22 protein-coding genes are annotated in these 21,435 nt (G+C 64.8%); 14 read left to right on the top strand and 8 right to left on the bottom strand.

The window, feature by feature from the left end; translation table 11 throughout:
- Positions 1–12 precede the first annotated feature (12 nt).
- Positions 13–846, top strand: a complete 834-nt coding sequence (locus ACOI1H_RS14055) for an NAD-dependent epimerase/dehydratase family protein (RefSeq protein WP_422438372.1) — start codon at positions 13–15, stop codon at positions 844–846.
- Between the two features lie 145 nt (positions 847–991).
- Entirely contained in the window at positions 992–1,570 is a 579-nt protein-coding gene (locus tag ACOI1H_RS14050; RefSeq protein ID WP_422438358.1) for a L,D-transpeptidase, read from the top strand.
- Between the two features lie 105 nt (positions 1,571–1,675).
- On the opposite strand, the gene ACOI1H_RS14045 is transcribed toward ACOI1H_RS14050, so the two are convergent.
- On the bottom strand, positions 1,676–2,326 hold the full coding sequence (locus ACOI1H_RS14045; RefSeq protein ID WP_422438357.1) for a peroxiredoxin: 651 nt from the start codon (positions 2,324–2,326) through the stop codon (positions 1,676–1,678).
- A 127-nt stretch (positions 2,327–2,453) separates the two neighbouring features.
- Here ACOI1H_RS14045 and ACOI1H_RS14040 point away from each other — a divergent pair, with 127 nt between their 5' ends.
- The gene (locus ACOI1H_RS14040) at positions 2,454–3,893 is read left to right on the top strand and encodes an aldehyde dehydrogenase family protein (protein WP_422438370.1); all 1,440 of its coding nucleotides are present in this window, start codon (positions 2,454–2,456) and stop codon (positions 3,891–3,893) included.
- A gap of 19 nt (positions 3,894–3,912) precedes the next feature.
- Here ACOI1H_RS14040 and ACOI1H_RS14035 read toward each other — a convergent pair whose 3' ends face one another.
- Positions 3,913–4,560 carry a pseudouridine synthase gene (locus ACOI1H_RS14035; protein ID WP_422438356.1) on the bottom strand — a complete coding sequence of 216 codons (648 nt, stop codon included), beginning with the start codon at positions 4,558–4,560 and terminating at the stop codon, positions 3,913–3,915.
- Positions 4,557–5,210, bottom strand: coding sequence for a YggS family pyridoxal phosphate-dependent enzyme (locus tag ACOI1H_RS14030; protein WP_422438354.1), 654 nt, complete (start codon positions 5,208–5,210; stop codon positions 4,557–4,559). The genes ACOI1H_RS14035 and ACOI1H_RS14030 overlap by 4 nt, the downstream gene beginning before the upstream one ends.
- A 234-nt stretch (positions 5,211–5,444) precedes the next feature.
- On the opposite strand from ACOI1H_RS14030, the gene ACOI1H_RS14025 reads away from it, so the two are divergent.
- The 4 genes from ACOI1H_RS14025 to holA all read left to right on the top strand — a co-directional run bounded on the left by ACOI1H_RS14025 (position 5,445) and on the right by holA (position 11,047).
- Positions 5,445–6,770, top strand: coding sequence for a porin (locus ACOI1H_RS14025; protein ID WP_422438352.1), 1,326 nt, complete (start codon positions 5,445–5,447; stop codon positions 6,768–6,770).
- Positions 6,771–6,991: 221 nt separating this feature from the next.
- Positions 6,992–9,553, top strand: coding sequence for a leucine--tRNA ligase (leuS, locus tag ACOI1H_RS14020; protein ID WP_422438350.1), 2,562 nt, complete (start codon positions 6,992–6,994; stop codon positions 9,551–9,553).
- Positions 9,543–10,028, top strand: coding sequence for an LPS assembly lipoprotein LptE (lptE, locus tag ACOI1H_RS14015; RefSeq protein ID WP_422438349.1), 486 nt, complete (start codon positions 9,543–9,545; stop codon positions 10,026–10,028). Before leuS ends, lptE begins: the two co-directional genes overlap by 11 nt.
- A complete protein-coding gene (gene holA / locus ACOI1H_RS14010; protein ID WP_422438347.1) occupies positions 10,025–11,047 on the top strand; it encodes a DNA polymerase III subunit delta in 1,023 nt (340 codons plus the stop codon). The genes lptE and holA overlap by 4 nt, the downstream gene beginning before the upstream one ends.
- 17 nt (positions 11,048–11,064) lie before the next feature.
- On the opposite strand, the gene ACOI1H_RS14005 is transcribed toward holA, so the two are convergent.
- From ACOI1H_RS14005 to ACOI1H_RS13995, 3 genes are all read right to left on the bottom strand, one after another.
- Positions 11,065–11,259: a hypothetical protein gene (locus ACOI1H_RS14005; RefSeq protein WP_422438345.1), complete on the bottom strand. Its 195-nt coding sequence runs from the start codon at positions 11,257–11,259 to the stop codon at positions 11,065–11,067.
- A gap of 150 nt (positions 11,260–11,409) precedes the next feature.
- Positions 11,410–11,613, bottom strand: a complete 204-nt coding sequence (locus tag ACOI1H_RS14000) for a hypothetical protein (protein WP_090186112.1) — start codon at positions 11,611–11,613, stop codon at positions 11,410–11,412.
- Positions 11,614–12,067: 454 nt separating this feature from the next.
- Positions 12,068–13,294, bottom strand: coding sequence for a TIGR03862 family flavoprotein (locus ACOI1H_RS13995; protein ID WP_422438343.1), 1,227 nt, complete (start codon positions 13,292–13,294; stop codon positions 12,068–12,070).
- A gap of 63 nt (positions 13,295–13,357) precedes the next feature.
- Between ACOI1H_RS13995 and ACOI1H_RS13990 the strand changes: the two genes are divergently transcribed.
- Positions 13,358–13,663, top strand: a complete 306-nt coding sequence (locus ACOI1H_RS13990; protein ID WP_422438341.1) for an HNH endonuclease — start codon at positions 13,358–13,360, stop codon at positions 13,661–13,663.
- Positions 13,664–13,773: 110 nt separating this feature from the next.
- On the opposite strand, the gene ACOI1H_RS13985 is transcribed toward ACOI1H_RS13990, so the two are convergent.
- Positions 13,774–14,373 carry an enoyl-CoA hydratase/isomerase family protein gene (locus ACOI1H_RS13985; RefSeq protein ID WP_422438339.1) on the bottom strand — a complete coding sequence of 200 codons (600 nt, stop codon included), beginning with the start codon at positions 14,371–14,373 and terminating at the stop codon, positions 13,774–13,776.
- Positions 14,370–15,128, bottom strand: a complete 759-nt coding sequence (locus ACOI1H_RS13980; protein ID WP_422438338.1) for an SDR family oxidoreductase — start codon at positions 15,126–15,128, stop codon at positions 14,370–14,372. Before ACOI1H_RS13980 ends, ACOI1H_RS13985 begins: the two co-directional genes overlap by 4 nt.
- 113 nt (positions 15,129–15,241) lie before the next feature.
- On the opposite strand from ACOI1H_RS13980, the gene ACOI1H_RS13975 reads away from it, so the two are divergent.
- The 6 genes from ACOI1H_RS13975 (at position 15,242) to lpxK (ending at position 21,361) form a co-directional block, all read left to right on the top strand.
- Positions 15,242–16,738 (top strand): DUF2125 domain-containing protein, encoded by a 1,497-nt coding sequence (locus ACOI1H_RS13975; protein WP_422438336.1) that lies wholly within the window; start codon positions 15,242–15,244, stop codon positions 16,736–16,738.
- Between the two features lie 79 nt (positions 16,739–16,817).
- Positions 16,818–18,161 (top strand): TldD/PmbA family protein, encoded by a 1,344-nt coding sequence (locus ACOI1H_RS13970; RefSeq protein ID WP_422438335.1) that lies wholly within the window; start codon positions 16,818–16,820, stop codon positions 18,159–18,161.
- Positions 18,148–18,921: a 3'(2'),5'-bisphosphate nucleotidase CysQ gene (locus ACOI1H_RS13965; RefSeq protein ID WP_422438334.1), complete on the top strand. Its 774-nt coding sequence runs from the start codon at positions 18,148–18,150 to the stop codon at positions 18,919–18,921. The genes ACOI1H_RS13970 and ACOI1H_RS13965 overlap by 14 nt, the downstream gene beginning before the upstream one ends.
- A 126-nt stretch (positions 18,922–19,047) precedes the next feature.
- Positions 19,048–19,293, top strand: coding sequence for a DUF4170 domain-containing protein (locus tag ACOI1H_RS13960; protein ID WP_422438333.1), 246 nt, complete (start codon positions 19,048–19,050; stop codon positions 19,291–19,293).
- A 14-nt stretch (positions 19,294–19,307) separates the two neighbouring features.
- Positions 19,308–20,381, top strand: coding sequence for a 3-deoxy-D-manno-octulosonic acid transferase (locus ACOI1H_RS13955; protein WP_422438331.1), 1,074 nt, complete (start codon positions 19,308–19,310; stop codon positions 20,379–20,381).
- A gap of 2 nt (positions 20,382–20,383) precedes the next feature.
- On the top strand, positions 20,384–21,361 hold the full coding sequence (gene lpxK / locus ACOI1H_RS13950; protein WP_422438329.1) for a tetraacyldisaccharide 4'-kinase: 978 nt from the start codon (positions 20,384–20,386) through the stop codon (positions 21,359–21,361).
- Positions 21,362–21,435 lie beyond the last annotated feature (74 nt).

Genomic DNA, 21,435 nt, shown 5'->3' with positions numbered 1-21,435 from the left:
ATCAATTCCATGCTGAACAAGATCGTGTTGACCGGGGCCGCCGGCAAACTGGGCGGCGTGCTGCGGCAGCCGCTGGCGCAGATGTGCCGCGAACTGGTCACGACCGACATCGCCGACAGCTTGGCGGACCTTGGCCCGAACGAGACCTATGTGAAGGCCGACCTGTCCAGCCTCGATCAGGTGATGGGCGTGATGGAAGGGGCAGATATGGTCGTCCACTTCGGTGCCATCGGGGACGAGGCACCCTGGGACGACATCCTGCAATCCAACATCGTCGGCGCCTATACCGTGTGGGAGGCGGCGCATCGCCACAAGGTACGGCGCGTCGTCTATGCGTCGTCCATCCATGCGGTCGGAATGCATCCCAAGACCGACTTCATCGACACCGCCGCGCGGCACCGGCCCGACACCTACTACGGCCTTGCCAAATGCTTTGCCGAGGATCTGGCGAGCCTCTACTGGGACAAGCGCGGCGTGGAAAGCGTCTGCATGCGCATCTATTCCTGCGAAGAGACGGTCAACAACGCCCGCGCGCTGGGCACATGGCTGTCGCACGGCGACCTGATCCGCATGGTCAAGGCGGCGATCGAGACGCCGACCGTCGGCTTTACCATCGTCTGGGGCGTGTCGGACAACGACCGCGTGCCGGTGGACAACGCGCGCGCGTCCTTCCTCGGTTACCGCCCGCAGGACAACGCAGAGGTTCACGCTGCGCGCATCCTGTCGCAGGCCGCACCCATGGACCCGCAAAATCCCGAGGACATGTGCCACGGCGGCCCCTTTGCCGTTGTTCCGCTTGGCGAAAGCGGGGTCGCGATGATCAAGGCGCGCAGCGTCAAGGCGTGACGGGGCCATGCAATCTGTGTCCCCTCGGTGTCAGTAACGCACGGAAAAGCGGCATCGGCCAATCATGATAGGACCGAATCGGCCAATGTTGCTAGAAAAGCGGCAATAGCCCGACCAATCGGGCAACAGCAGTCAGGCAGATCAGATGATAAATCGTCGTTCCTTCGCGGTCGGCGCGGCCGCATCCTTTGCAGGCACCGCCGCCAGCGCCAATCCATTGGCACGCATCTTCGGCAGGCCCGCCACCGGGATGCCGCAGAAATTCCTGCCGCAGGAGGTCGATGTCAGTCCCGACCTGCCGGCAGGCCAGATCCATGTCATCAAGAAGGACTTCTTTCTGTACTGGACGCTCGGCAATGGGCGGGCGCGGCGCTATGGCATCGCGCTCGGGGCCGAGGACCGCAACTACACCGGCGTCCTGACGATCCGGCGCAAGCGGGAATGGCCAAGCTGGATTCCGACACCCGAGATGGTGCGGCTGGAGCCGGAAATCTACGGTCCCTTCGCCAAGGGTCTGCCCGGCGGGCATCCGCAGAACGCCTTGGGCGCGCGGGCGCTGTATCTGTATGACGGCAACGTCGATACATATTACCGCATTCACGGCACGCCCCAGCCAGAGACGATCGGCAGGGGGTTCTCGTCCGGCTGTGTGCGTCTGACGAACGAGCATGTGGCAGAGCTTTATGATCTAGTGCCCGTCGGCACGCACGTCTTTCTGTTCTAAGTCTGCGCCGACACGCGCCGCGACGGCCGACAGGCCATGCGATGACGCGATGTTCCGGCGGGGGGGACCAAGTCGCCCTTGGCCACCCCCGCTCGGATCGTGGGATCAGCGCAGCTTCGTCATCCGCAGATAGGGCAGCACGGTCTTGAAATCGCCGAACTTTTCCTTGGCGTCCGCGTCGTTGACCGATGTGGGGATCACGACGTCGTCACCGACGTTCCAGTTGGCGGGCGTCGCGACGCCGCGGCTGGCAGCCGTCTGCAACCCGTCCAGCGCGCGTAGCACCTCTGCAAAGTTGCGGCCAACGTTCATCGGATAGACCATCGACAGCTTCAGTTTCTTGTCGGGACCGATGATGAAGACGGCGCGGACGGTCGCGGTGTCATTGGGCGTGCGGCCATCGGGAAGATAGGCCTCGGCCGGCAGCATGTCGAACGCCTTGGAGATCGCGAGGTCCTGATCGGCGGCAATCGGGAAACCGGGCTTGGCACCGCCGGCGGTCTCGATATCGACCTTCCATTTTTTGTGTTCCTCTACGCCGTCGACGGACACACCCAGCACCTTGGTGCCGCGCTTGTCCCATTCGTCGGCCAGCTGGGCCACGGCACCGAATTCTGTGGTGCAGACCGGCGTGAAATCCTTGGGGTGCGAGAAGATGATCGCCCATTGGTCGCCGATCCAGTCGTGCAGCTTGATCTCGCCCTGATCGGTCTGGATCGTCAGGTCGGGAACGGTATCATTGATGCGCAGGGCCATGGCCGGGGTCTCCTCTGAGGATTGCATTGCCCCTTACATAGTGATGATCCGGCCCGACGCCAGCGCTTGTGCCGGTGCGATGGCGCTGGCACTGTCGGCACAATTCGCAATCCCCGAGGGACAGAGCATGATCGAGAAACGCGACTTCTACATCAATGGCGCATGGGTTGCGCCCGCCGCGCCGCACGATTGCGACGTGATCGATCCGGCGACAGAGGAAACCTGCGCCGTCATCTCTCTGGGCGATCAGGCGGACACCGACCGCGCCGTCGCGTCGGCCAAGGCCGCCTTTCCGGCGTGGGCCGCCCTGACACCGCAGCAGCGGGCCGCATATTGCGCCGGCATCCTGGACCAGTATCGCCTGCGCGAGGACGAGATGGCAGAGGCGATCCGTGCCGAAATGGGTGCCCCGATCAAGCTCGCGCGCGAAAGTCAGGCGACCTGCCTGCCGTGGCATCTGGAAAACTTCCTGACGGCGGTGGATCAGATCGAATGGATCAAGCCATTGGGCGACCATGCCCCGAACGACCGGATCGCGCTGGAACCCATCGGCGTCGTCGGCCTGATCACGCCGTGGAACTGGCCGATGAATCAGGTGACGCTGAAGGTCATTCCAGCCCTGCTGGCCGGTTGCACCATCGTCATGAAACCCAGCGAAGAGGCGCCGCTGTCCTCTCTTCTGTTCGCGGAATTCGTCCATGACGCGGGCGTGCCGGCGGGGGTGTTCAACCTCGTGAACGGTGACGGGCAGGGGGTCGGCACGCAATTGTCGACACACCCTGACGTGGCCATGATCTCTTTCACCGGCTCGACCCGTGCGGGTATCGCGATCAGCAAGGCGGCCGCCGACACGTTGAAGCGCGTGACGCTGGAACTTGGCGGCAAGGGGGCGAATGTGATCTTTGCCGATGCCGACGACAAGGCGGTCAAGCGCGGCGTGCTGCACTGCATGCAGAACTCCGGTCAGTCGTGCAATGCGCCGACCCGGATGCTGGTGGAACGCAGCGTCTATGACGCGGCTGTCGCGCAGGCGGCAGAAGTCGCGGGCGCGATCACCGTCGGCCCGACCACACAAGAAGGTCGCCACATCGGCCCGGTGGTGAACAAGAGCCAGTGGGACAAGATCCAGGGCATGATCGAGACGGGCATCACCGAAGGCGCCCGGCTGGTCGCCGGTGGTCCCGGCCTGCCCGAAGGCGTGAACCGGGGCTACTATGTGCGCCCCACGGTCTTTGCCGATGTCAGCAACGACATGGCGATCGCGCAGCAGGAAATCTTTGGCCCAGTGTTGTCGATCATCCCCTTCGAGGATGAGGCCGACGCCGTGCGGATCGCCAACGACACGCCCTACGGTCTGACCAACTACGTCCAGAGCGAGGATGGTGCCCGTCGCAACCGGATGGCGTTGGCGCTGAAGTCGGGCATGGTCGAGATGAACGGCCAAAGCCGTGCAGCCGGCAGCCCCTTTGGCGGCATGAAGATGTCCGGTCGGGCGCGCGAAGGCGGCGTCTGGGGCATCGAGGAATTCCTGGAAGCCAAGGCCATCAGCGGCTGGTCCAACGCCTGACCCGTTCTGCCCCTGCGCCCTAGAACGGTGCGGGGGCGGTGACCTTTACGGGCGCGCCACCATCGGGATGGCGGAACTGAAGCGATTCGGAATGCAGCATCAACCGCGGGAAATCCCGTGCGGCCCCGGTCGCATAGAAGGGGTCGCCCAAAATCGGGTGACCCATTGCCAGCATGTGAACGCGCAGCTGGTGCGACCGCCCCGTCTTGGGCATCAGGCGCATCCGCGTTTCCGCCTCGGACCGTTTCAGGCGACGCCAGTCGGTGACGGCCGACCGTCCGTTGTCGTGATCGACCATCTGGAGCGGCCTGTTCGGCCAATCGACGATCAACGGCAGGTCGACGGTGCCTGTCGCCTCCTCCACCTTGCCCCAGACGCGGGCGACATAGGTTTTCTTAGTCTGACGCTTTTCGAACTGCAGGCCAAGGTGGCGCTGCGCATGGGGCGTCAGCGCAAAGATCATGACGCCGGACGTGTCCCGGTCCAGCCTGTGCACCAGCAGCGCGGTCGGAAAGACCGCCTGCACTCGCGCGATCAGGCAATCCGTCAGGTGTTCGCCTTTGCCGGGCACGGACAGCAGCCCGGCGGGCTTGTCGACAAGAATGACCTCGTGATCGTCATGCAGGACTACAAGCGGGTCCTGCGGCGGCGCGTAATCGTCGCTCATGCCGGAGTCCGTTCACCAAAGATCGCGGACCCGACGCGGATGTGGGTTGCGCCATAGGCAATCGCGGTCTCGAAATCGCTGCTCATGCCCATCGACAGGCCGGTCAGGCCGTTGCGGGCGGCGATATCGCGCAGCATGGCAAAGTGGGGCGCGGGGTCGGCGTCGGCCGGGGGAATGCACATCAGGCCGCTCAGCGGCAGGTCGCTGTCGCGGACGGCCTGAATCAGAGAATCGGTATCCTGCGGCAGGACGCCCGCCTTTTGCGGTTCGGCCCCGGTGTTCACCTGCACGAACAGGTGCGGACAGCGACCCAGATCCTGTGCCAGGCGGGCCAGCGTCGTGACGAGCTTTGGCCGGTCAACGGTATGGATGGCGTCGAACAGGTCCATCGCGGCCCGGGCCTTGTTGGTTTGCAGGGGCCCGATCAGGTGCAGGTCGACTGCGCCGAACTGCGCGCGAAAGTTGGGCCATTTGCCCTGCGCCTCTTGCACCTTGTTTTCGCCAAACACCCGCTGACCCTGTTCCAGCACGGCCGTGACCCGGTCCAGCGGCTGCACCTTGGACACGGCGATCAGGGTGACGGCGGACGCGGACCGCCCTGCTGATTCTGCCGCGACGGCCATGCGCGACCTGATCACTTCCAGCGTCATCCACAATTTCCTTCCGCTTGTCCGGGTCGCTTGTCATCGCGGGCATATGCCTAAATTTAACCAAAGTCATGCCAACTTCGGGGCGATTCCGTGTGTGTCCCTCTTGCACCATTTCCCAGCGACCGGCCGCCCCGTCGGCCAATTCTCTTGAGTGCGCATCCGTTCAAGAGCAATTACTCGATCAATGCCGGAGCTACTGGCATATCTGGGAATGCAAACACGAGGGAATTATCCATGAAACGCATCCTTCTTACCACGACCGCTCTGGTCGCCCTCGCCGGCGCCGCATCGGCTCAAAATCTCGCAGTGGCACCGATGGCCGACGGCACGATCGCGCCGAGCGATACGCCGATGATGGACCTGACTCCGACTGCTGCTGAATCGGCATCCGGCGTGGTTCTGGGTGCCGACGGCGAGTTCGGTTACAACGATGAAGTCGAAGGCGGCTTCTACTTCGAAGGCGGCCTGGGGGTGACTACCTCTGCCGGCATGAACATGGGCCTGACCGCCGGCCTGACGCTGGATATCGATCTGGACTTCAGCGACAACGAGACCTTCAACGATGACGGTATCGTCGTAGGGTCCAAGACCGGAATCGACGGCGGCACGTTCGACAACATCAACATCTCCGCGTCCGACTTTGTCGTGTTCGTCGAAGGCCAGGGCGCAGCCCTTTACATCGGCGACACCGAGACCGGTGCTGCCACTCGTTGGGCCGGCACCACCAACATGGAGCAGGACGGCTTCCTTGAGCAGGACGACATCGATGACGGTGCTGCCAATGGCGACTTCGTCGACGGCGTGATCCGCGGTGATCTGGATTACGGTTCGGTCGTAGCTTCGCTATCCTTCCTGTTGGCGAACAACACCGACACCGATGATACCGACTTCGACGGTCTGACCGGTCTGTCGCTTGGCGCTGAAGGCACCTTCGGCAACTTCGTGGTCGGCATGGCCTACCAGGAAGAAATCTCGCAGAGTCTGGTGAACTTCAACCGCGCCGACGACAACGAGGACGGTATCCTCACTGACGAAGAAGCCGGCAACGACGATCCGGGCACTGTCGACGAAGTCGTGGGCGTCTATGCTGGCAGCACCTTTGCCGGCGCGGACGTGAAGGTTGCATACGCTCGCAACATGACCTCGGAAGAAGACTCGATCGGCGTGCAGGTCGACTATCCTTTCGGTCCGATCACCGCGACGGCCTTCTACTCGGCTGAATCGGCGACGGAAGACAACTACGGCGTCGGCGTTTCCTACGAAAACGGCCCGGTTGCCGCTGCTGCCTACTACCACGACGGCAACGACCAGGAAATCGGCGTCGAAGGTTCGTATGACGCTGGCATGGGCCTGACCGGCTACGCTGGTTACATCCAGAACGACGGTGACAGCGATGCGTACGAAGCCTACGTCGCTGCGACCTACGACCTGGGTGGTGGTGCAAGCCTGATCGCCGCTTACGGCGACACCGGCGACACCTACACCGGTGCCAACGACGAGATCGGTAACTCCTTCGAAGTCAACGAAGGTACCACGATCGCAGTCTCCTTCACGTTCTGATAGAAATCTGAAGAGATCAAGATTGGGGCGGTCCTTTGGGGCCGCCCCTTTTCGTTTCTGCCGATGGCGGGCCCAGCCCATCAGACTTGTGACGGGCAGTCGGCTTCGCTACACATTCCGCGGAACGGAGGATGGGGCTGAATGACATCGGTCCGGTACGCCGCAGCCTGCTACCACCTCCGGGTCAAACCGGTGACTTGCCCTATGAAAGCCCCCATCCCATGACCAGCTATACCCCGTCCATGATCGAAGCGCGCTGGCAGGCCGCCTGGGCCGAAGCCGATGTCTTCAGGGCGACCCGGTCGGACGACAAACCGAAATACTACGTGCTGGAAATGTTTCCCTATCCGTCGGGGCGTATCCACATCGGGCATGTGCGCAACTACACGATGGGCGACGTGATCGCGCGCTACAAGATGTCGACGGGCCACAACGTCCTGCACCCGATGGGCTGGGATGCCTTCGGGATGCCGGCGGAGAACGCCGCGATGGCCAGCGGCGGTCACCCGCGCGACTGGACCTACCAGAACATCGCCGACATGCGCGACCAGATGAAACCGCTGGGCCTGTCGATCGACTGGTCCCGCGAACTGGCGACCTGCGACCCGGAATATTACGGCCAACAGCAGGCGCTGTTTCTGGATTTCCTCGAAAAGGGTCTGATCTACCGCAAGAAGGCCGTCGTGAACTGGGACCCGGTCGACATGACTGTGCTCGCCAACGAACAGGTCGAGGATGGCCGCGGCTGGCGGTCCGGCGCCGTCGTCGAACGGCGCGAACTGACGCAATGGTTCTTCAAGATCTCCGACTATTCCGAGGAACTGCTGGAGGGGCTGAATGGCCTTGATGACTGGCCCGCCAAGGTCAAGCTGATGCAATCCAACTGGATCGGCAAATCGCGGGGCCTGCAATTCAGCTTTGGCCTGATCGACGGCCCCGATGGTCATGACCGGGTCGAGGTCTATACGACCCGCCCCGACACCTTGATGGGTGCATCCTTTGTCGGCATCTCGCCGGATCATCCGCTGGCCAGACTGCTGGAACGTGACAACCCCGAAGTCGCGGCCTTCTGCGCCGACGTGCGCAAGGGCGGCACGACCGAGGAGGCGCTGGAGAAGGCCGATAAGCGCGGGTTCGACACCGGATTGCGCGTCCGTCACCCCTTTGACACCGCATGGGAATTGCCGGTCTACATCGCGAACTTCATCCTGATGGACTACGGCACCGGTGCGATCTTTGGCTGCCCGGCCCATGACGCGCGCGATTTCGAATTCGCGACGAAATACGGCCTGCCGATTACCGCGACCTTCCTGCCGTCCGACGACGCCGATCCCGAAATCACCGAGGCCTATGTCCCGATGAAATCCGAGAAGGTTTTCTATACCAAGGGATTCGCCGGTGACGACTGGCAGACGGGCGAACAGGCCGTCGATGCGGCCATCGCATTCTGCGAGGCGAACGGCGTCGGTCACGGCGTCACGAAATTCCGCCTGCGGGACTGGGGCCTGTCGCGCCAGCGCTACTGGGGCTGCCCGATCCCGGTCATCCATTGCGACACCTGCGGCGTGGTGCCGGAGGACAAGGCGAACCTGCCGGTCGAACTGCCCTACGACGTGACATTCGACGTGCCTGGCAACCCCCTGGACCGCCACCCGACCTGGCGCGATTGCACCTGTCCGAAATGCGGGGCCAAGGCGCGGCGTGAAACGGACACGATGGATACCTTCGTCGATTCGTCGTGGTATTACGCCCGTTTCACTGCGCCGCGTGCCGACACGCCGACGGTGGCAGAGGACGCCGCCTATTGGATGAACGTTGACCAGTATATCGGCGGCGTCGAACACGCGATCCTGCATCTGCTCTATTCCCGCTTCTTCGCTCGTGCGATGCACATGACCGGCCATCTGCCGGCCAGTGCGTCAGAGCCGTTCAATGCCTTGTTCACCCAAGGCATGGTGACGCACGCGATCTACACGACGAAGCGACCCCTCGACGGTCGGCCGGTCTATCACTACCCGGAAGAGGTCACGCTGCGCGACGGCGGTGCCTTTTTGGAGGACGGAACGTCGGTCGAGGTCACCCCCTCCGCCAAGATGTCGAAGTCCAAGAACAACGTCGTCGATCCGGTCAACATCGTGCGTCAATACGGTGCTGACACGGCGCGCTGGTTCGTCCTGTCCGACAGCCCGCCGGAACGGGACGTCGAATGGACAGCGGCAGGAGCAGAGGCGACCTACAAGCACCTTGGACGGGTCTGGCGCATCGCCAACGACGTGGCGCAATCCACCGAAGAGGGCGCGTCAGCAACCGATGATGCGCTGTTGCGTGACATGCACCGCGCGATCCGGGATGTCACGCTGGGCATCGAATCCTTCGGCTTCAACGCCGCCATCGCCCGGCTATATGCCTTCACCAACACGCTGGCGCGCAGCACCGCAAGTGGCACCGCGCGGCGTCAGGCGGCGCTGACATTGGCCCAGCTCATGGCGCCGATGACCCCGCACCTGAGCGAGGATATCTGGGCGAAATTGGGTGGCGAGGGTCTGATCCTGAACGCCCCCTGGCCGCAGGCGGACGCGGCGATGCTGGTCGACACCGAGATCACGCTGCCGATCCAGATCAACGGCAAGCGCAAGTCCGAGATCACCGTCGCCGCCGACGCCGACGCCGCCACGGTTGAAAAAATGGTCATGGCGCAGGACGCTGTCCAGCGCAATCTGGGCGGAGCCCTGCCAAAGAAAGTCATCGTCGTGCCCGGTCGGATCGTGAACATTGTCGTGTGATCGCACCCTGCGCCGCAGCGTCCTGCTGTCGCTGCTGGCCCTGGGGGCCTGCGGGTTCACGCCCGCCTTGGCCCCCGGCGCGCCGATGCTCGCGTTGCGGGGCAACCTAGCGGTGACCGCGCCCGAAACGGTCCCCGGCTTTGCGATCCGCAGCCGCCTGATCGACCGGCTGGGACCGGCCACCAGCCCGACTGCAACACTTGCGATCAGCCTTGATCTGGCGCTCGATGTCGCGGCGCAGTCGCAGACCGGCACCACGCTGCGCTATAACGTGGTCGGCGCTGCCGGCTGGCAATTGGTCACCTTGGATGGTGCCGTTTTGGGCAGCGGTCAGGTTGAAGGCTTCACCAGCTACGCCGCGACGGGGTCCACGGTCGCGACGCAGGCTGCCGCGACGGATGCCGTCGGGCGGTTGATGATCCTTCTCGCGGACAAGGTCGTGTCGGAAATCATGCTGCTGGACCTGCCGCGGTGAAGCTGGCGGGTCGGGACGCCGCCGCCTTTCTGCGCAAGCCTGATCCCGGCCGGGCCGGAATCCTCATCTTCGGTGCCGATCCCATGCGGGTCGCCACCGCGCGCGCGCAGGTCGTGGGTCTGCTGATCGGTCCGCAGGGCGAATCCGAGATGCGCCTGACGCGCATTGCTGCCTCTGACCTGCGCAAGGACCCGGTGCTGGCCAATGACGCGGTCAAGGCACAGGGGTTCTTTCCCGGGCCGCGCATCGCACTGGTCGAAGACGCGACCGATGGTCTGTCAGCCCTGATGACCGAGGTGCTGGAAGACTGGCGCGACGGCGACGCGCAGCTTGTCGTCACCGCCGGACAGCTGACCGCGAAATCTGCGTTGCGCAAGGTGTTCGAGGGTCATCGTGCCAGCGTCGCGATCGCGCTTTACGACGATCCGCCGAACAAGGAGGACGTGCAGGCCCTGTTGGATTCGGCAAAGCTGGAGATCCCGGACCGTGACGTGATGGATGCGATCATGGCGTTGGCCCACAGCGTGACCCCCGGCGACCTGCGTCAGACGATCGAGAAGCTGGGCCTTTACAAGATGAACGACCCTGCGCCGCTGAGTGTCGATGACATCGCCTTGCTGGCTCCTCAGGCCGCCGACGTGGATGTCGACGACATTCTGGCTGTCGTGGCCGAGGGCCAGTCGCAGCGAATCGGTCCTGTGCTGCGGGATCTCTACGCACAGGGCGTCATGCCCGTGACGTTGTGCATCAACGCCATGCGCCACTTTCGTCAGTTGCACGTGGTGGCCTCTGACCCGGGTGGACCGGGGCAGGGGATCGGACGTCTGCGACCCCCTGTCTTTGGTCCACGCCGCGACAGGCTGATGCGACAGGCATCGCATTGGGGGCGGGACAGGCTCGAAAAGGCGATTGCAACATTGACGGACACCGACCTCACGATGCGGTCGGCAAGCCATGCGCCGCAACACGCCTTGATGGAGCGGACGCTGATCCGGCTGGCCATGATGGCCCGCGGCTGACCGGCATCCGCCCTCGTTCAGCCGTTGGCCAGGGTGCCAAGTGCCGCAAATAGCCCGATCACGATGATATCACCCTGTGGCACGGTCGGCTGCGGTTCGGCTATCGCGTCGGCACGAGTGGCGGTCACGTTGTTTTCAGCCAGAACAGCGGGCGCAGTCGTCAGCATCAGCGTCACTGCAAGGGCCACGATATGGGACATCGGATGTATCAAAGGTCGCTTCATTTGGTGGTTGCATGAACGTCGGTGCTAGCAAATCCGATCAAGCGCTGTGCAATCGCCGTGAATTCATGTGATCGCACGCAAAGAAAAAGGGCTGGCGCGATGCCAGCCCTTTCAAATATCGTCTGATCCAATGAAGGATTAGTAGGAGCCGGAAGCGGCAACCAGAGCGGCCAGCAGGCCCAGAACGATGTAGCCCGAGTTGACGGAGCCAGTGGGTGCCATCGGAGTGTCGACGACGACAACCGGAGCTTCCATGACTTCGGGTGCCAGGCCGCCAGCGGAAGCTGCGGCACCGGTCACTGCGATTGCGGCAGCGGCTGCGAGGGTAGTGGTGATGCGCATTGTGGGTACTCCAATTAGATGCACGTTGTGGACGATCACAGGTTGTCTATCCACGTTTTTTACCCAAAACAAGATACTTGTTGAAAACAGACCGGAGTGTTGCCGCAACTGCATCCATCGGATTTGACGCTTTATTGGCCGGGACGGTCAATGGTTCAGAGGCAACGCACCCACGCAATGATGCAGGTCAGGCAAGGTGTTGATAGAACGTAATAAATTCTGATATCATGCAACCTTGCCCGTTTGGTTTTTGTATAATGGGTCCGATAAACGCCGGACTTGCTTTGGGATAGCGATGCGAGGTTGCAACAGTTCCCTAAAAGTCAGGTGACATCAAGCGCTGGGATTGAAGGTGGAATTGACCAAATTTCGGCCTCTTCCTTCCCCTCCGCGATCACCTTGCGCCATTTTGCCAAGTCCAACTCGGTTAATACTTCGACCGGCGCGTGACGCCTTACATACCTTTGCGCGACTGGGATAATCGGGCTTGATTCGGTTCCGGTCCAGCGATGGCGGCAAGGGACTGCAGGGCCGCCTGTCGCCCTGACGCGAGGCATGCGGTGATCAGGTATCCGCCGGTCGGTGCTTCCCAGTCCAGCATTTCGCCTGCGGCCCACGCCCCCGGGTGCCGGCGCAGGGCAAAGCCCTTTAAGGCATCGAACCGCAGGCCACCTGCGGTCGATATGGCCTGATCGAGGGCGGTCGCGCCGTCGTGCAACAGCGGCAACCGCTTGAGCGTTGCGGCCCGAACCGCGCGCGGCAGGTCCTTGGACCTGTGCGACATTTCGTTGAAGAGAGCGACCTTCGCGGCCGGAAGTCGCAAGGTGGAGGTCAGGATCTTCGACCTGCTGGCCTTCGGGCCCGCTGCGGCGATCCGCGCATCGATCTGAGCGGCTGTCAGATCGGGCAAGAGGTCCACGAACAGGTCGGCACCGTCCCGTACTGCGGCCGAGACGGCATAGACGCCGCCCCCTTCGATCCCGGTGCGGCCGATGATCCATTCCCCCCGAGAGGTCGCGGTCCCGGCTGTCAGGCGCGTCGCTTTCACCGGCTGGCCCAGAAAGGGCTGCATGTGATCGGACCAATTCACGCGAAACCCGCAATTCGCCGGCCTGAACGGTGCCACGCCATCCAGATGTCGCGCCCAAGTCCCGTCGGAGCCGAGCCGCGCCCAGCTTGCTCCGCCGCAGGCAAGGATCGTGATATCCGGCGCAAGGCTCCGCGGTCCCTCCGGCGTTGCGAATTGAAGGGCATCGTCCCGCCACCCCTCCCACGTCCATCGGGTGTGAAACGTGACGTCGCGGCCTGCCAATCGCGCCAGCCAGGCGCGCAGCAGCGGTGACGCCTTCATCGCAACGGGAAACACGCGACCGGTCGATCCGGTAAAGACCTCCTGTCCCAGCCCTTTGGCCCAGTCGACCACCTCGGCCGGACCGAAATCCGCAAGCGCCCGCATCATCGCCGGGGCGGTGGTGCCGAAAGCGGCGGCAAAGGCGGCGGGGTTCTCCATTTTGGTCAGGTTCAGGCCGGACTTGCCGGCCATCAGGAACTTGCGGCCGACCGACGGCATCCGGTCCACGACCGTCACCGCAACACCCGCACCGGACAGCACGTCGGCCGCCATCAGGCCCGCAGGTCCGGCCCCCACGACGACGGCGGTCTTCTGGCTGATGCCGGTCATGTCTTGCCTCTTGCCCGGGTGCGCCCCACGTTCTGCACCGACCCACATTAACCGGCAAGCACCATGACCGACGCGCCCGATCCGATCTGCCCCCTGTGTCTGCGGCCGATCCCGCAGGGTGTGCCCCAAAGCCTGCATCATCTGGTGCCGAAACTGAAGGGCGGCAAGGGTGGGCCGACGGTGCTGGTCCACCACATCTGCCACAAGGAAATCCACGCGACCCTGTCAGAGGCAGAGCTTGCGCGGACCTACAACACGCCACAGGCGTTGCGCGATCATCCGCGACTGGCCGCCTTCGCGGCATGGGTGGCAAGGCGTCCGCCTGATTTCATGTCGAAGGTGCCCAGACGCAGGCGCGGGCGCACTTAACAGGACAAGGCCGCGCCCTTGTATCCGGTGCGACGGCAGGCCGAGATGAAGGTGCTGACCGAACTGCATACCCGTCTGGCGATCGAGTTGGAGAGCCTGCGGCGACAGCGCTAGGTCAGCAGCGCCTTGATCGCGCCGATGTGGTCGAGGTCGGCCGCGAGGGCGTCGGTCGCAAGCATGCGCGCCTCTGCCACCGGATCGTCGGCGATGCGGTCGATCAGCCCGCAGGCCAGCGCCTCTGCGGCGGTCAGTTTCGCACCGGCCAGCAGGATCAGCCTTGCGCGCGACAGCCCTGCCAATGCGATCAGTCGCGCGGGGTCGGACGGTTGCGGCAGGACGCCCAGCCTCATTACCGGATAGAACACCTTGGCCGCGGGCGCTGCCACACGCAGGTCGCAGGCCAGCGCCATGCCGCAGGCACCGCCCGCCAACGTGCCGTTCAAGGCCGCGATGGTCAGGCCGGGCAAGGCGGCGATGGCCGACGACAAGTTTTCCCACAGCGGCGAAGTCTTCAGCACCGCAACGTCCTGAAGGTCAGCCCCGGCGCTGAACACGCGCCCCGCGCCCGTCAGAATAACCGCCTTGGCCTTGCCCGCGTCGTGCACGGCTGCGACCAGATCGGTCAGCATGGCGGCGGTCAGGGCGTTCGCCTTGTCCGGCCTGTCCAGCGTGATGATCGCAAGATCGCCGTCGCGCTGCGTGCGGATCACGCGACGCCGACCTGCTGGCGGATGTCCGTGTCGCGCAGGGACACATCCTTGCCCAGCCATGCGTCCGCCTCTGCCGTGCACATCCAGACCAGCGCCTGTGCCGCCCATTCCGGCGGGATATGCGCCGACCAGTCAAGCTGCGCGACAGGACCGACGCCGGATTGCTTGATCTCGCGTTGCATGTCGGTGGCCACGGTGCCCGGCGACAGACCCATGATCCGCAAGCCCTTGCCCCGGTTTTCCCGGTCGGCCACCTGCGTCAGCATATAGGCCCCCGCCTTGCTGGCGCAGTAGGCCGACCAGCCTTCCAGCGGGTTGTGCGCCGCCCCCGACGACACGGTGATGATCGTGCCGGACCCTTGCCCGATCATCGGACCAAGCGCCGCGCGCATCCCGTGCATCGCGCCCTTGAGGTTGATGTCGATGGTCTTGCCCCAGGCCTCGGGGTCGGTCTGCGACAGCGCACCCATCGGGTCGATCACGCCGGCGTTGTTGATGACGACGTCGATGCGGCCAAAGGTCTGGATCGCGGCATTCACCGCCTGCTCGACTTCCCAGTAGCGGGACACGTCGCAGGGGATGGCAAGCGCCCTTTCGCCAATTTCGCCCGCCAGTTCCGCGATCTTTTCACGCGATCGCGCAACCAGCGCGACATTCGCCCCGGCGGCGGCAAAGGCTTTTGCCGCCGCTGCCCCGATTCCGCGGCTTGCCCCGGTGATCAACACAGTCTGGCCCGTCAGATCAAAGTTTTTCATCGCACTCCCTTTCCGTCCCATGCGGGACGCTCTAGCGTTGGGTGCAGAATTCCCCAGTTGGACCGGAACGGCAAGGGTGCCGTCCCCGACACTGCCGCACAAGGATCAGACCCATGACGAGACGACACCCCCTTCGTGCCGGTGCCTGCATCACCGCGCTGATGATTGCCCCGGCTGCCCATGCCGACGTCACTGCCCAGCAGGTCTGGGCTGCCTGGCAGGACAGCATGACGCAATACGCCAGCGGTGCCGAGGTGACGACCGGCGCGGTCGACGAGCAGGGTAACACCGTCACGGTGACGGACTTTGCGCTGACCAGCGACAGCGACGGGGATACATTCAAGATGACCATCCCGCAGGTCGTCTTTACCGGGGCCGACGACGGCACCGTCGCCATCACCCTGTCCGAAAGCGTCCCGGTCGAGATCGGTTCGCCGAATGGCACAGCCATTGCCCTGTCCATCGCGCAGACCGGGACTGCGATCACGGCAAGCGGGTCTCCCGAGGACATGACCTACGACGTCGCGGCCGATCAATATGTCATCGCCATCGACAGTCTGACGACGCCCGAAGGTCCCGTGACCGGCGACATGCGGGTCACGCTGAACACGGTCAGCGGCAATTCCAATACCCGGACAGGTGACACAAACGCTTCGACCTATGACGTCACGGTCGGGACCGCCGACATTCTGGTGGACATCGCTACGCCCGAGGATGAATCGCTGATGCTGTCGGGCAAGGTCGACGGCATTGCCAGCACGGGCAGCAGCAGCGCACCGGCTGATCTGGATTTCAGCGACCCCGCCGCGATCTTTGGCGGCGAATACACGGCGCAGGGCAGCTACACGAGCGGGCCATCCGCCTACATCATCAATGTCGACGGCACCTCGACGATGAACGGCACATCGACCACCGGCCCCGGCACCATGACCTATGCCATCGGGCCGGAAGGGCTGGGTTATGAGGTTTCCGTCACCGACGTCGCGGCAGAGCTGACCAGCAGCGAGATGCCGTTCCCCTTCAGCCTGTCCGCCGGGTCCTATGACGTCGCGCTGCAGGCTCCCGTCGCGCCGACGGATGCGCCCGCACCGCTCCGGCTGCTGCTGGGCCTGTCCGACGTCACCGTCAACGACGAGATCTGGGCGATGTTCGATCCCGCGTCCGCCTTGTCGCACGATCCTGCGACCATCAGGCTCGACGTGTCGGGCGCCGCAAAGCTTGACGTGGCGGTCATGGACCCCGCACAGGCCGCAGCGCTGGCGGGTCAGCCCGGCTTCCCCGGCGAGATCGAGAGCCTGACGCTGAACGACCTGACCATCGATGCGGTCGGCCTGAACGTGTCGGGCACCGGCGAGTTCACCTTCGACAATACCGACACGACGACGTTTCCGGGCATGCCCCGCCCCGAAGGCAGTGCCACCTTCGATATCGTGGGGGCCAACGCGCTGATCGACAAACTGATCGAGATGGGACTGATCCCGGCCGAACAGGCGATGATGCCGCGCATGATGCTGGGCATGTTCGCCAAACCGACGGGTGAAGACGCCCTGCAATCGGTGATCGAGGTAAAGGACGGTCAGGTTCTGGCCAACGGGCAGCGTATCCGTTGATTCCCCTCGGTCCGGTCCCTCACCTTGCGGTAGGGGCCGGGCCGGATTACTTCGGGGGTCAGCATAAGGATACCGCCCGATGACCGATCTTGCCGCGCTGACCCAACAGATCCTCGACGCTGCTCGCCGCGCTGGGGCGGATGACGCCGACGCCATCGCGGTGCAGGGGACGTCGATTTCCATCGACGTGCGGCAGGGGCAGCTGGAAAAGGCGGAACGCTCCGAAGGTGTGGACATCGGGCTGCGTGTCCAGCTGGGACAGCGGCAGGCCTGCGTGTCGTCCTCGGACAGCCGCCCGGCCGCCATCGCCGAAATGGCCGACCGTGCCGTTGCCATGGCGCGAGAGGCGCCGGAGGACCCGACCGTCGGCCTCGCCGACAAGGACGCGCTGGCCCGGTCGACCGACAGCGCGCATCTGGAACTGTGCGACGATTCGCCCGAACCCGATCCGGCGGCCTTGCAGGATGCCGCCTTGCGGGCAGAGGCGGCGGCGCAGGAGAACCTCGGCATCTCTCAAGTCTCGGACACCAGTGCCGGCTATTCCCGCCGCCAGATTCACATGGCCGCGACGAACGGCTTTTCCGGCGGCTACGCCCGGTCCGACATCGGCCTGTCCTGCGTCGCGATCAGCGGCGCCGGTGCCGCGATGGAGCGTGACTACGACTACGACTCCCGCATCTTTCAAGCCGACATGCGCGACCCCGCCGACATCGGCCGCACGGCCGCCGCCCGCGCCGTCGAACGTGCTGGATCGCGCAGGCCCAGAACCGGGGCCTATCCGGTGCTGTTCGACGAACGGGTCGCCTCCTCGCTGATCGGGCACCTCGTGCAGGCGATCAACGGCAGCGCCATCGCGCGCGGTGCCTCCTTTCTGCGTGGCGCGCTGGGCGAACAGATCCTGCCCGACGGCATGAGCCTGATCGAAGACCCGCACCGGCCCCGCGCTTTCGCATCCAAGGTCTTCGATGCCGAAGGTCTGCCGACGCAACGTCGCGCCCTGATTGACAACGGCACGCTGACCGGCTGGACGCTGGACCTTGCGACGGGTCGCAAGCTGGCTCTGCCATCCACGGCCAATGCGTCGCGCGGGACCTCTGCCCCGCCATCACCCAGCGTCACGAACCTCGCGCTGACCCAAGGCAGCACCAGCCGCGCCGACCTGATCGCGCAGATGGGCACGGGCTTGCTTGTCACCTCGATGATCGGGTCCACGATCAACCCCAATACCGGTGATTATTCCCGAGGGGCCGCGGGTTTCTGGGTCCAGAACGGGGAAATCACGCATCCCGTCAACGAATGCACCATCGCCGGCAACCTGCGCGACATGTGGCGCAGCATGATTGCCGCCAACGACGCCCGCCCGCATCTGTCGCGCGTCGTGCCGTCGCTTCTGGTCGAAGGGCTTACCCTTGCCGGCGACTGACCTGCCGCTGCTGCTGGATGCCGCACAGGAGGCCGGCGACATCGCGCTGGGCTACTTCAAGGCCGATCCGCAGGTCTGGGACAAGGACGACGAACAGGGCCCGGTGACAGAGGCCGACCTTGCCGTGAACGCCATGCTGACCGACCGCCTGCGCGGCGCGCGTCCCGCCTATGGCTGGCTGTCAGAGGAATCGCCCGACGATCCGGCGCGGCTGACGACGCAGCGGCAGTTCATCGTCGATCCGATCGACGGCACCCGCGCCTTCATCAACCACAGTCGCGACTGGGCGCATGCGCTGGCGGTGGTCGAGCAGGGGCGCGTGATTTGCGGTGTCGTGGCTCTGCCTGCGCGCGGTCTGACCTTTGCGGCGACACAGGGCGGCGGTGCGACCCTGAACGGCCAACCGCTGCGCGTCACGGATATCACGACCCTGGCCGAGGCGCATGTCCTGACGACAAAGCCGAACCTCGCACCGCAGCACTGGATCGGCGGGGCGGCACCGGCCTTTTCCAAAGGGTTCCGTTCCTCGCTCGCCTATCGCCTCTGCCTCGTGGCAGAGGGACGTTTCGACGCCATGCTGACCCTGCGGCCGTCGTGGGAATGGGACATCGCCGCAGGTGCCCTGATCGTCGAGGAAGCCTTTGGCACCGCGACCGACCGGCGAGGCAAGCCGTTGCAGTTCAATAATCCGCATCCTCAGGTCGATGGCGTGCTGGCGGCAGGACCGGTTCACGCGGCCCTGCACGCCGCACTGATCTGAACCGATCCTTCACGCAAATCGGCGAGACCGCTGGCAGGGCCGCATCCGGCACCCCGGTTGTAACAGCGCGGCACCCTGCGTAAGTTGCGCCGCAACCGCACTCTGATCCCAAGGACCTCTCCTCCCATGACCCAGCGCCTGCACCTCGTCTTTGGTGGCGAACTGATCGATCCGACGAAGAATGCCTTCAAGGACGTCGAGGATATCCACATCGTCGGCATGTTCCCCGACTATGCCAGTGCCTACAACGCTTGGAAGGCGAACGCGCAGCGCACCGTCGATGACGCGCACACCCGTTATTTCATCGCGCACATTCACCGCCTCCGGGACGAGGAGACAGCGGCCTCGCCAACCGAAGAACTCGGCCTGTAAGCCGGGTCACGAAGGTGGAGGCCGTTGTCTGGGTCCGCTGCAACACCCCTGCGGATGCGATGGTTGTCGCCGCGCTTGATGCGCGGCTGCGGGCGACGGGCGAAGACGTGGTCTTTGCCGCCACGACGGGCATACATCCGGAGGGCAAGCGCGCCATCCGGGCGCATCTGGATCAGATCGACCCGATGATGATCCTGTGGATCGGCGGCACGCTGGACGGCACAACGCTCGGCACCGCGCAAGAAGCGGGGATTCCGGTTGTGGTGATCGACATGGCAGACACCACCCTGAATGGATTCTCCAGCCTTTGGTTCCGGTCCCGCAGCCGGGCGATGCTGGCACATCTGCATGCGGTCTTCACGCGCGAACAGGCAACTGCGGATGCGTTCGTCGCCGCAGGCGCGCCAAAAGCGCGCACGCATGCCATCGGCGTCCTCGAAGACCCGCCCGCCGTCCTGACCCACATCGAAGCGGATCGGCGCGACCTTGCGGAAGCGCTGCGCAACCGCCCGGTCTGGCTTGCGACGCAAACGGAACCGGGTGACGTCCCGGCGCTCGCCGCCGCCCAACGGCATGCCGCGCGCCGGTCGCATCGGCTGCTGCTGGTGGCGATCGCTGCACGTCCGGCCGAGGGTGCCGATCTGGTTGAACGATTCAACACGCTGGGCCTGCCCGCGAGCCTGCGGTCCATCGACAGCGAACCGGAAGAGGGTGCGCAGGTCCATGTCGTCGACGCGCCGGACGAGGTGGGGCTCTGGTTGCGGCTGGCGACCGTGACCTTCGCCTGTGGCACGCTGACACAATCCGCCGCGCAGGACCCATTCGAGGCGGCGGCGCTGGGCGCGGTCCTGATCCACGGCCCGCGCACGGAGCCTTTTGCTGCGCGCTACGCCAGGCTCGCGAAAGCCGGGGCAACCATGCAGATCGACGCGCAGGCCGCATTGGGCCGCGCGGTCGAGGCGCTGCTTTCAGCCGACCGGGTGGCCGCGATGGCGACGGCGGGCTGGGACGTCACGTCGCGCGGGGCAGAGGCGACGGACCGGATCGTCACGCTGATCCGCGACCGCCTTGATGAAGCGGGGCTCTAGGTATGGGCGCGCCAGGTTTCTGGTTCACGCCGCCCGATGCACCGGACCCGCGTGCGCGTCTGCTGGCTCCGCTGGGCTGGGCCTATGCCGCGGCCACGGCCCGTCGCGTGGCACGACCCGGCTACCGCGCCGGCGTGCCGATCATCTGCATCGGCAACATCAATGTGGGCGGCACCGGCAAGACCCCGACCGCGATGGCCCTGGCGCAGATGCTGACCGCGCGCGGACAGGCACCGCACATCGTCTCGCGCGGGTATGGTGGCAGTCTGGCCGGACCCGTGCAGGTCGATGAACGACATCACGCGGCGCGGGACACGGGTGACGAACCGCTGTTGCTGTCCTCATTCGCGCCGACCTGGGTTGCACGGGACCGCGCGGCGGGTGTGCAGTCGGCAGAGGAGGCCGGCGCGACCGTCATTCTGCTGGATGACGGTTTCCAGAACCCGAGCGTCGTCAAGGATCTGTCTATCGTCGTGGTGGACGCGCAGCGCGGTTTCGGCAATGGCCGTGTCCTGCCCGCCGGACCCCTGCGGGAGCCCGTTGCCACCGGCCTGCGTCGCGCAAACCTGCTGCTGGCGATCGGAGATGCCGCGGCACAGGCGACATTCGCGGCGACATGGCAGACCCCCGACCTGCGCGGCGAATTGGTCCCTCTGGTGACCGGCATGCCCTGGACCGGCCTGCGCCTGCTGGCCTTTGCCGGCATCGGCCATCCTCAGAAATTCTTTGCCACCCTGCGCGCAATGGGGGCCGACGTCATCCGGGCCGAGGCGCTGGAGGACCATCAGCCGCTGACCGATGCCCTGATGACCCGCCTGACACTCGAGGCGAAGACCCGCGTCGCGCAACTGGTCACGACCGAAAAGGACGCCGTGCGTCTTCCCGCTGCCTTCCGCGCCAAGGTGCTGACGCTGCCCGTCCGCCTGACCTTCGACGACACCGCCCCGCTGGACGCCGCGCTGACCCGTCTGGGCCTTTAGCTTCTTCTGATCAAAAATATGTCGGGGGAGTCCCGCAGGGACGGGGGCTGGCCCCCTCGACAAGCGCAGTCGCC

The organism is Loktanella sp. DJP18 (assembly GCF_049310965.1).
Lineage (GTDB): Bacteria > Pseudomonadota > Alphaproteobacteria > Rhodobacterales > Rhodobacteraceae > Loktanella.
This window is presented reverse-complemented; position numbering and strand designations above follow the sequence as displayed.

Bases quoted from the DNA above. Each gene is read 5' to 3' on its own strand.
- ACOI1H_RS14040 (WP_422438370.1), top strand. From the start codon at position 2,454: ATGATCGAGAAACGCGACTTCTACATCAATGGCGCATGGGTTGCGCCC.
- ACOI1H_RS14025 (WP_422438352.1), top strand. From the start codon at position 5,445: ATGAAACGCATCCTTCTTACCACGACCGCTCTGGTCGCCCTCGCCGGC.
- ACOI1H_RS13995 (WP_422438343.1), bottom strand. From the start codon at position 13,294: ATGACCGGCATCAGCCAGAAGACCGCCGTCGTCGTGGGGGCCGGACCT.
- ACOI1H_RS13970 (WP_422438335.1), top strand. From the start codon at position 16,818: ATGACCGATCTTGCCGCGCTGACCCAACAGATCCTCGACGCTGCTCGC.
- ACOI1H_RS14030 (WP_422438354.1), bottom strand. From the start codon at position 5,210: ATGACGCTGGAAGTGATCAGGTCGCGCATGGCCGTCGCGGCAGAATCA.
- ACOI1H_RS14045 (WP_422438357.1), bottom strand. From the start codon at position 2,326: ATGGCCCTGCGCATCAATGATACCGTTCCCGACCTGACGATCCAGACC.
- ACOI1H_RS13960 (WP_422438333.1), top strand. From the start codon at position 19,048: ATGACCCAGCGCCTGCACCTCGTCTTTGGTGGCGAACTGATCGATCCG.
- ACOI1H_RS14000 (WP_090186112.1), bottom strand. From the start codon at position 11,613: ATGCGCATCACCACTACCCTCGCAGCCGCTGCCGCAATCGCAGTGACC.
- ACOI1H_RS13990 (WP_422438341.1), top strand. From the start codon at position 13,358: ATGACCGACGCGCCCGATCCGATCTGCCCCCTGTGTCTGCGGCCGATC.
- ACOI1H_RS13980 (WP_422438338.1), bottom strand. From the start codon at position 15,128: ATGAAAAACTTTGATCTGACGGGCCAGACTGTGTTGATCACCGGGGCA.
- ACOI1H_RS14035 (WP_422438356.1), bottom strand. From the start codon at position 4,560: ATGAGCGACGATTACGCGCCGCCGCAGGACCCGCTTGTAGTCCTGCAT.
- lpxK (WP_422438329.1), top strand. From the start codon at position 20,384: ATGGGCGCGCCAGGTTTCTGGTTCACGCCGCCCGATGCACCGGACCCG.
- ACOI1H_RS13975 (WP_422438336.1), top strand. From the start codon at position 15,242: ATGACGAGACGACACCCCCTTCGTGCCGGTGCCTGCATCACCGCGCTG.
- ACOI1H_RS14050 (WP_422438358.1), top strand. From the start codon at position 992: ATGATAAATCGTCGTTCCTTCGCGGTCGGCGCGGCCGCATCCTTTGCA.
- leuS (WP_422438350.1), top strand. From the start codon at position 6,992: ATGACCAGCTATACCCCGTCCATGATCGAAGCGCGCTGGCAGGCCGCC.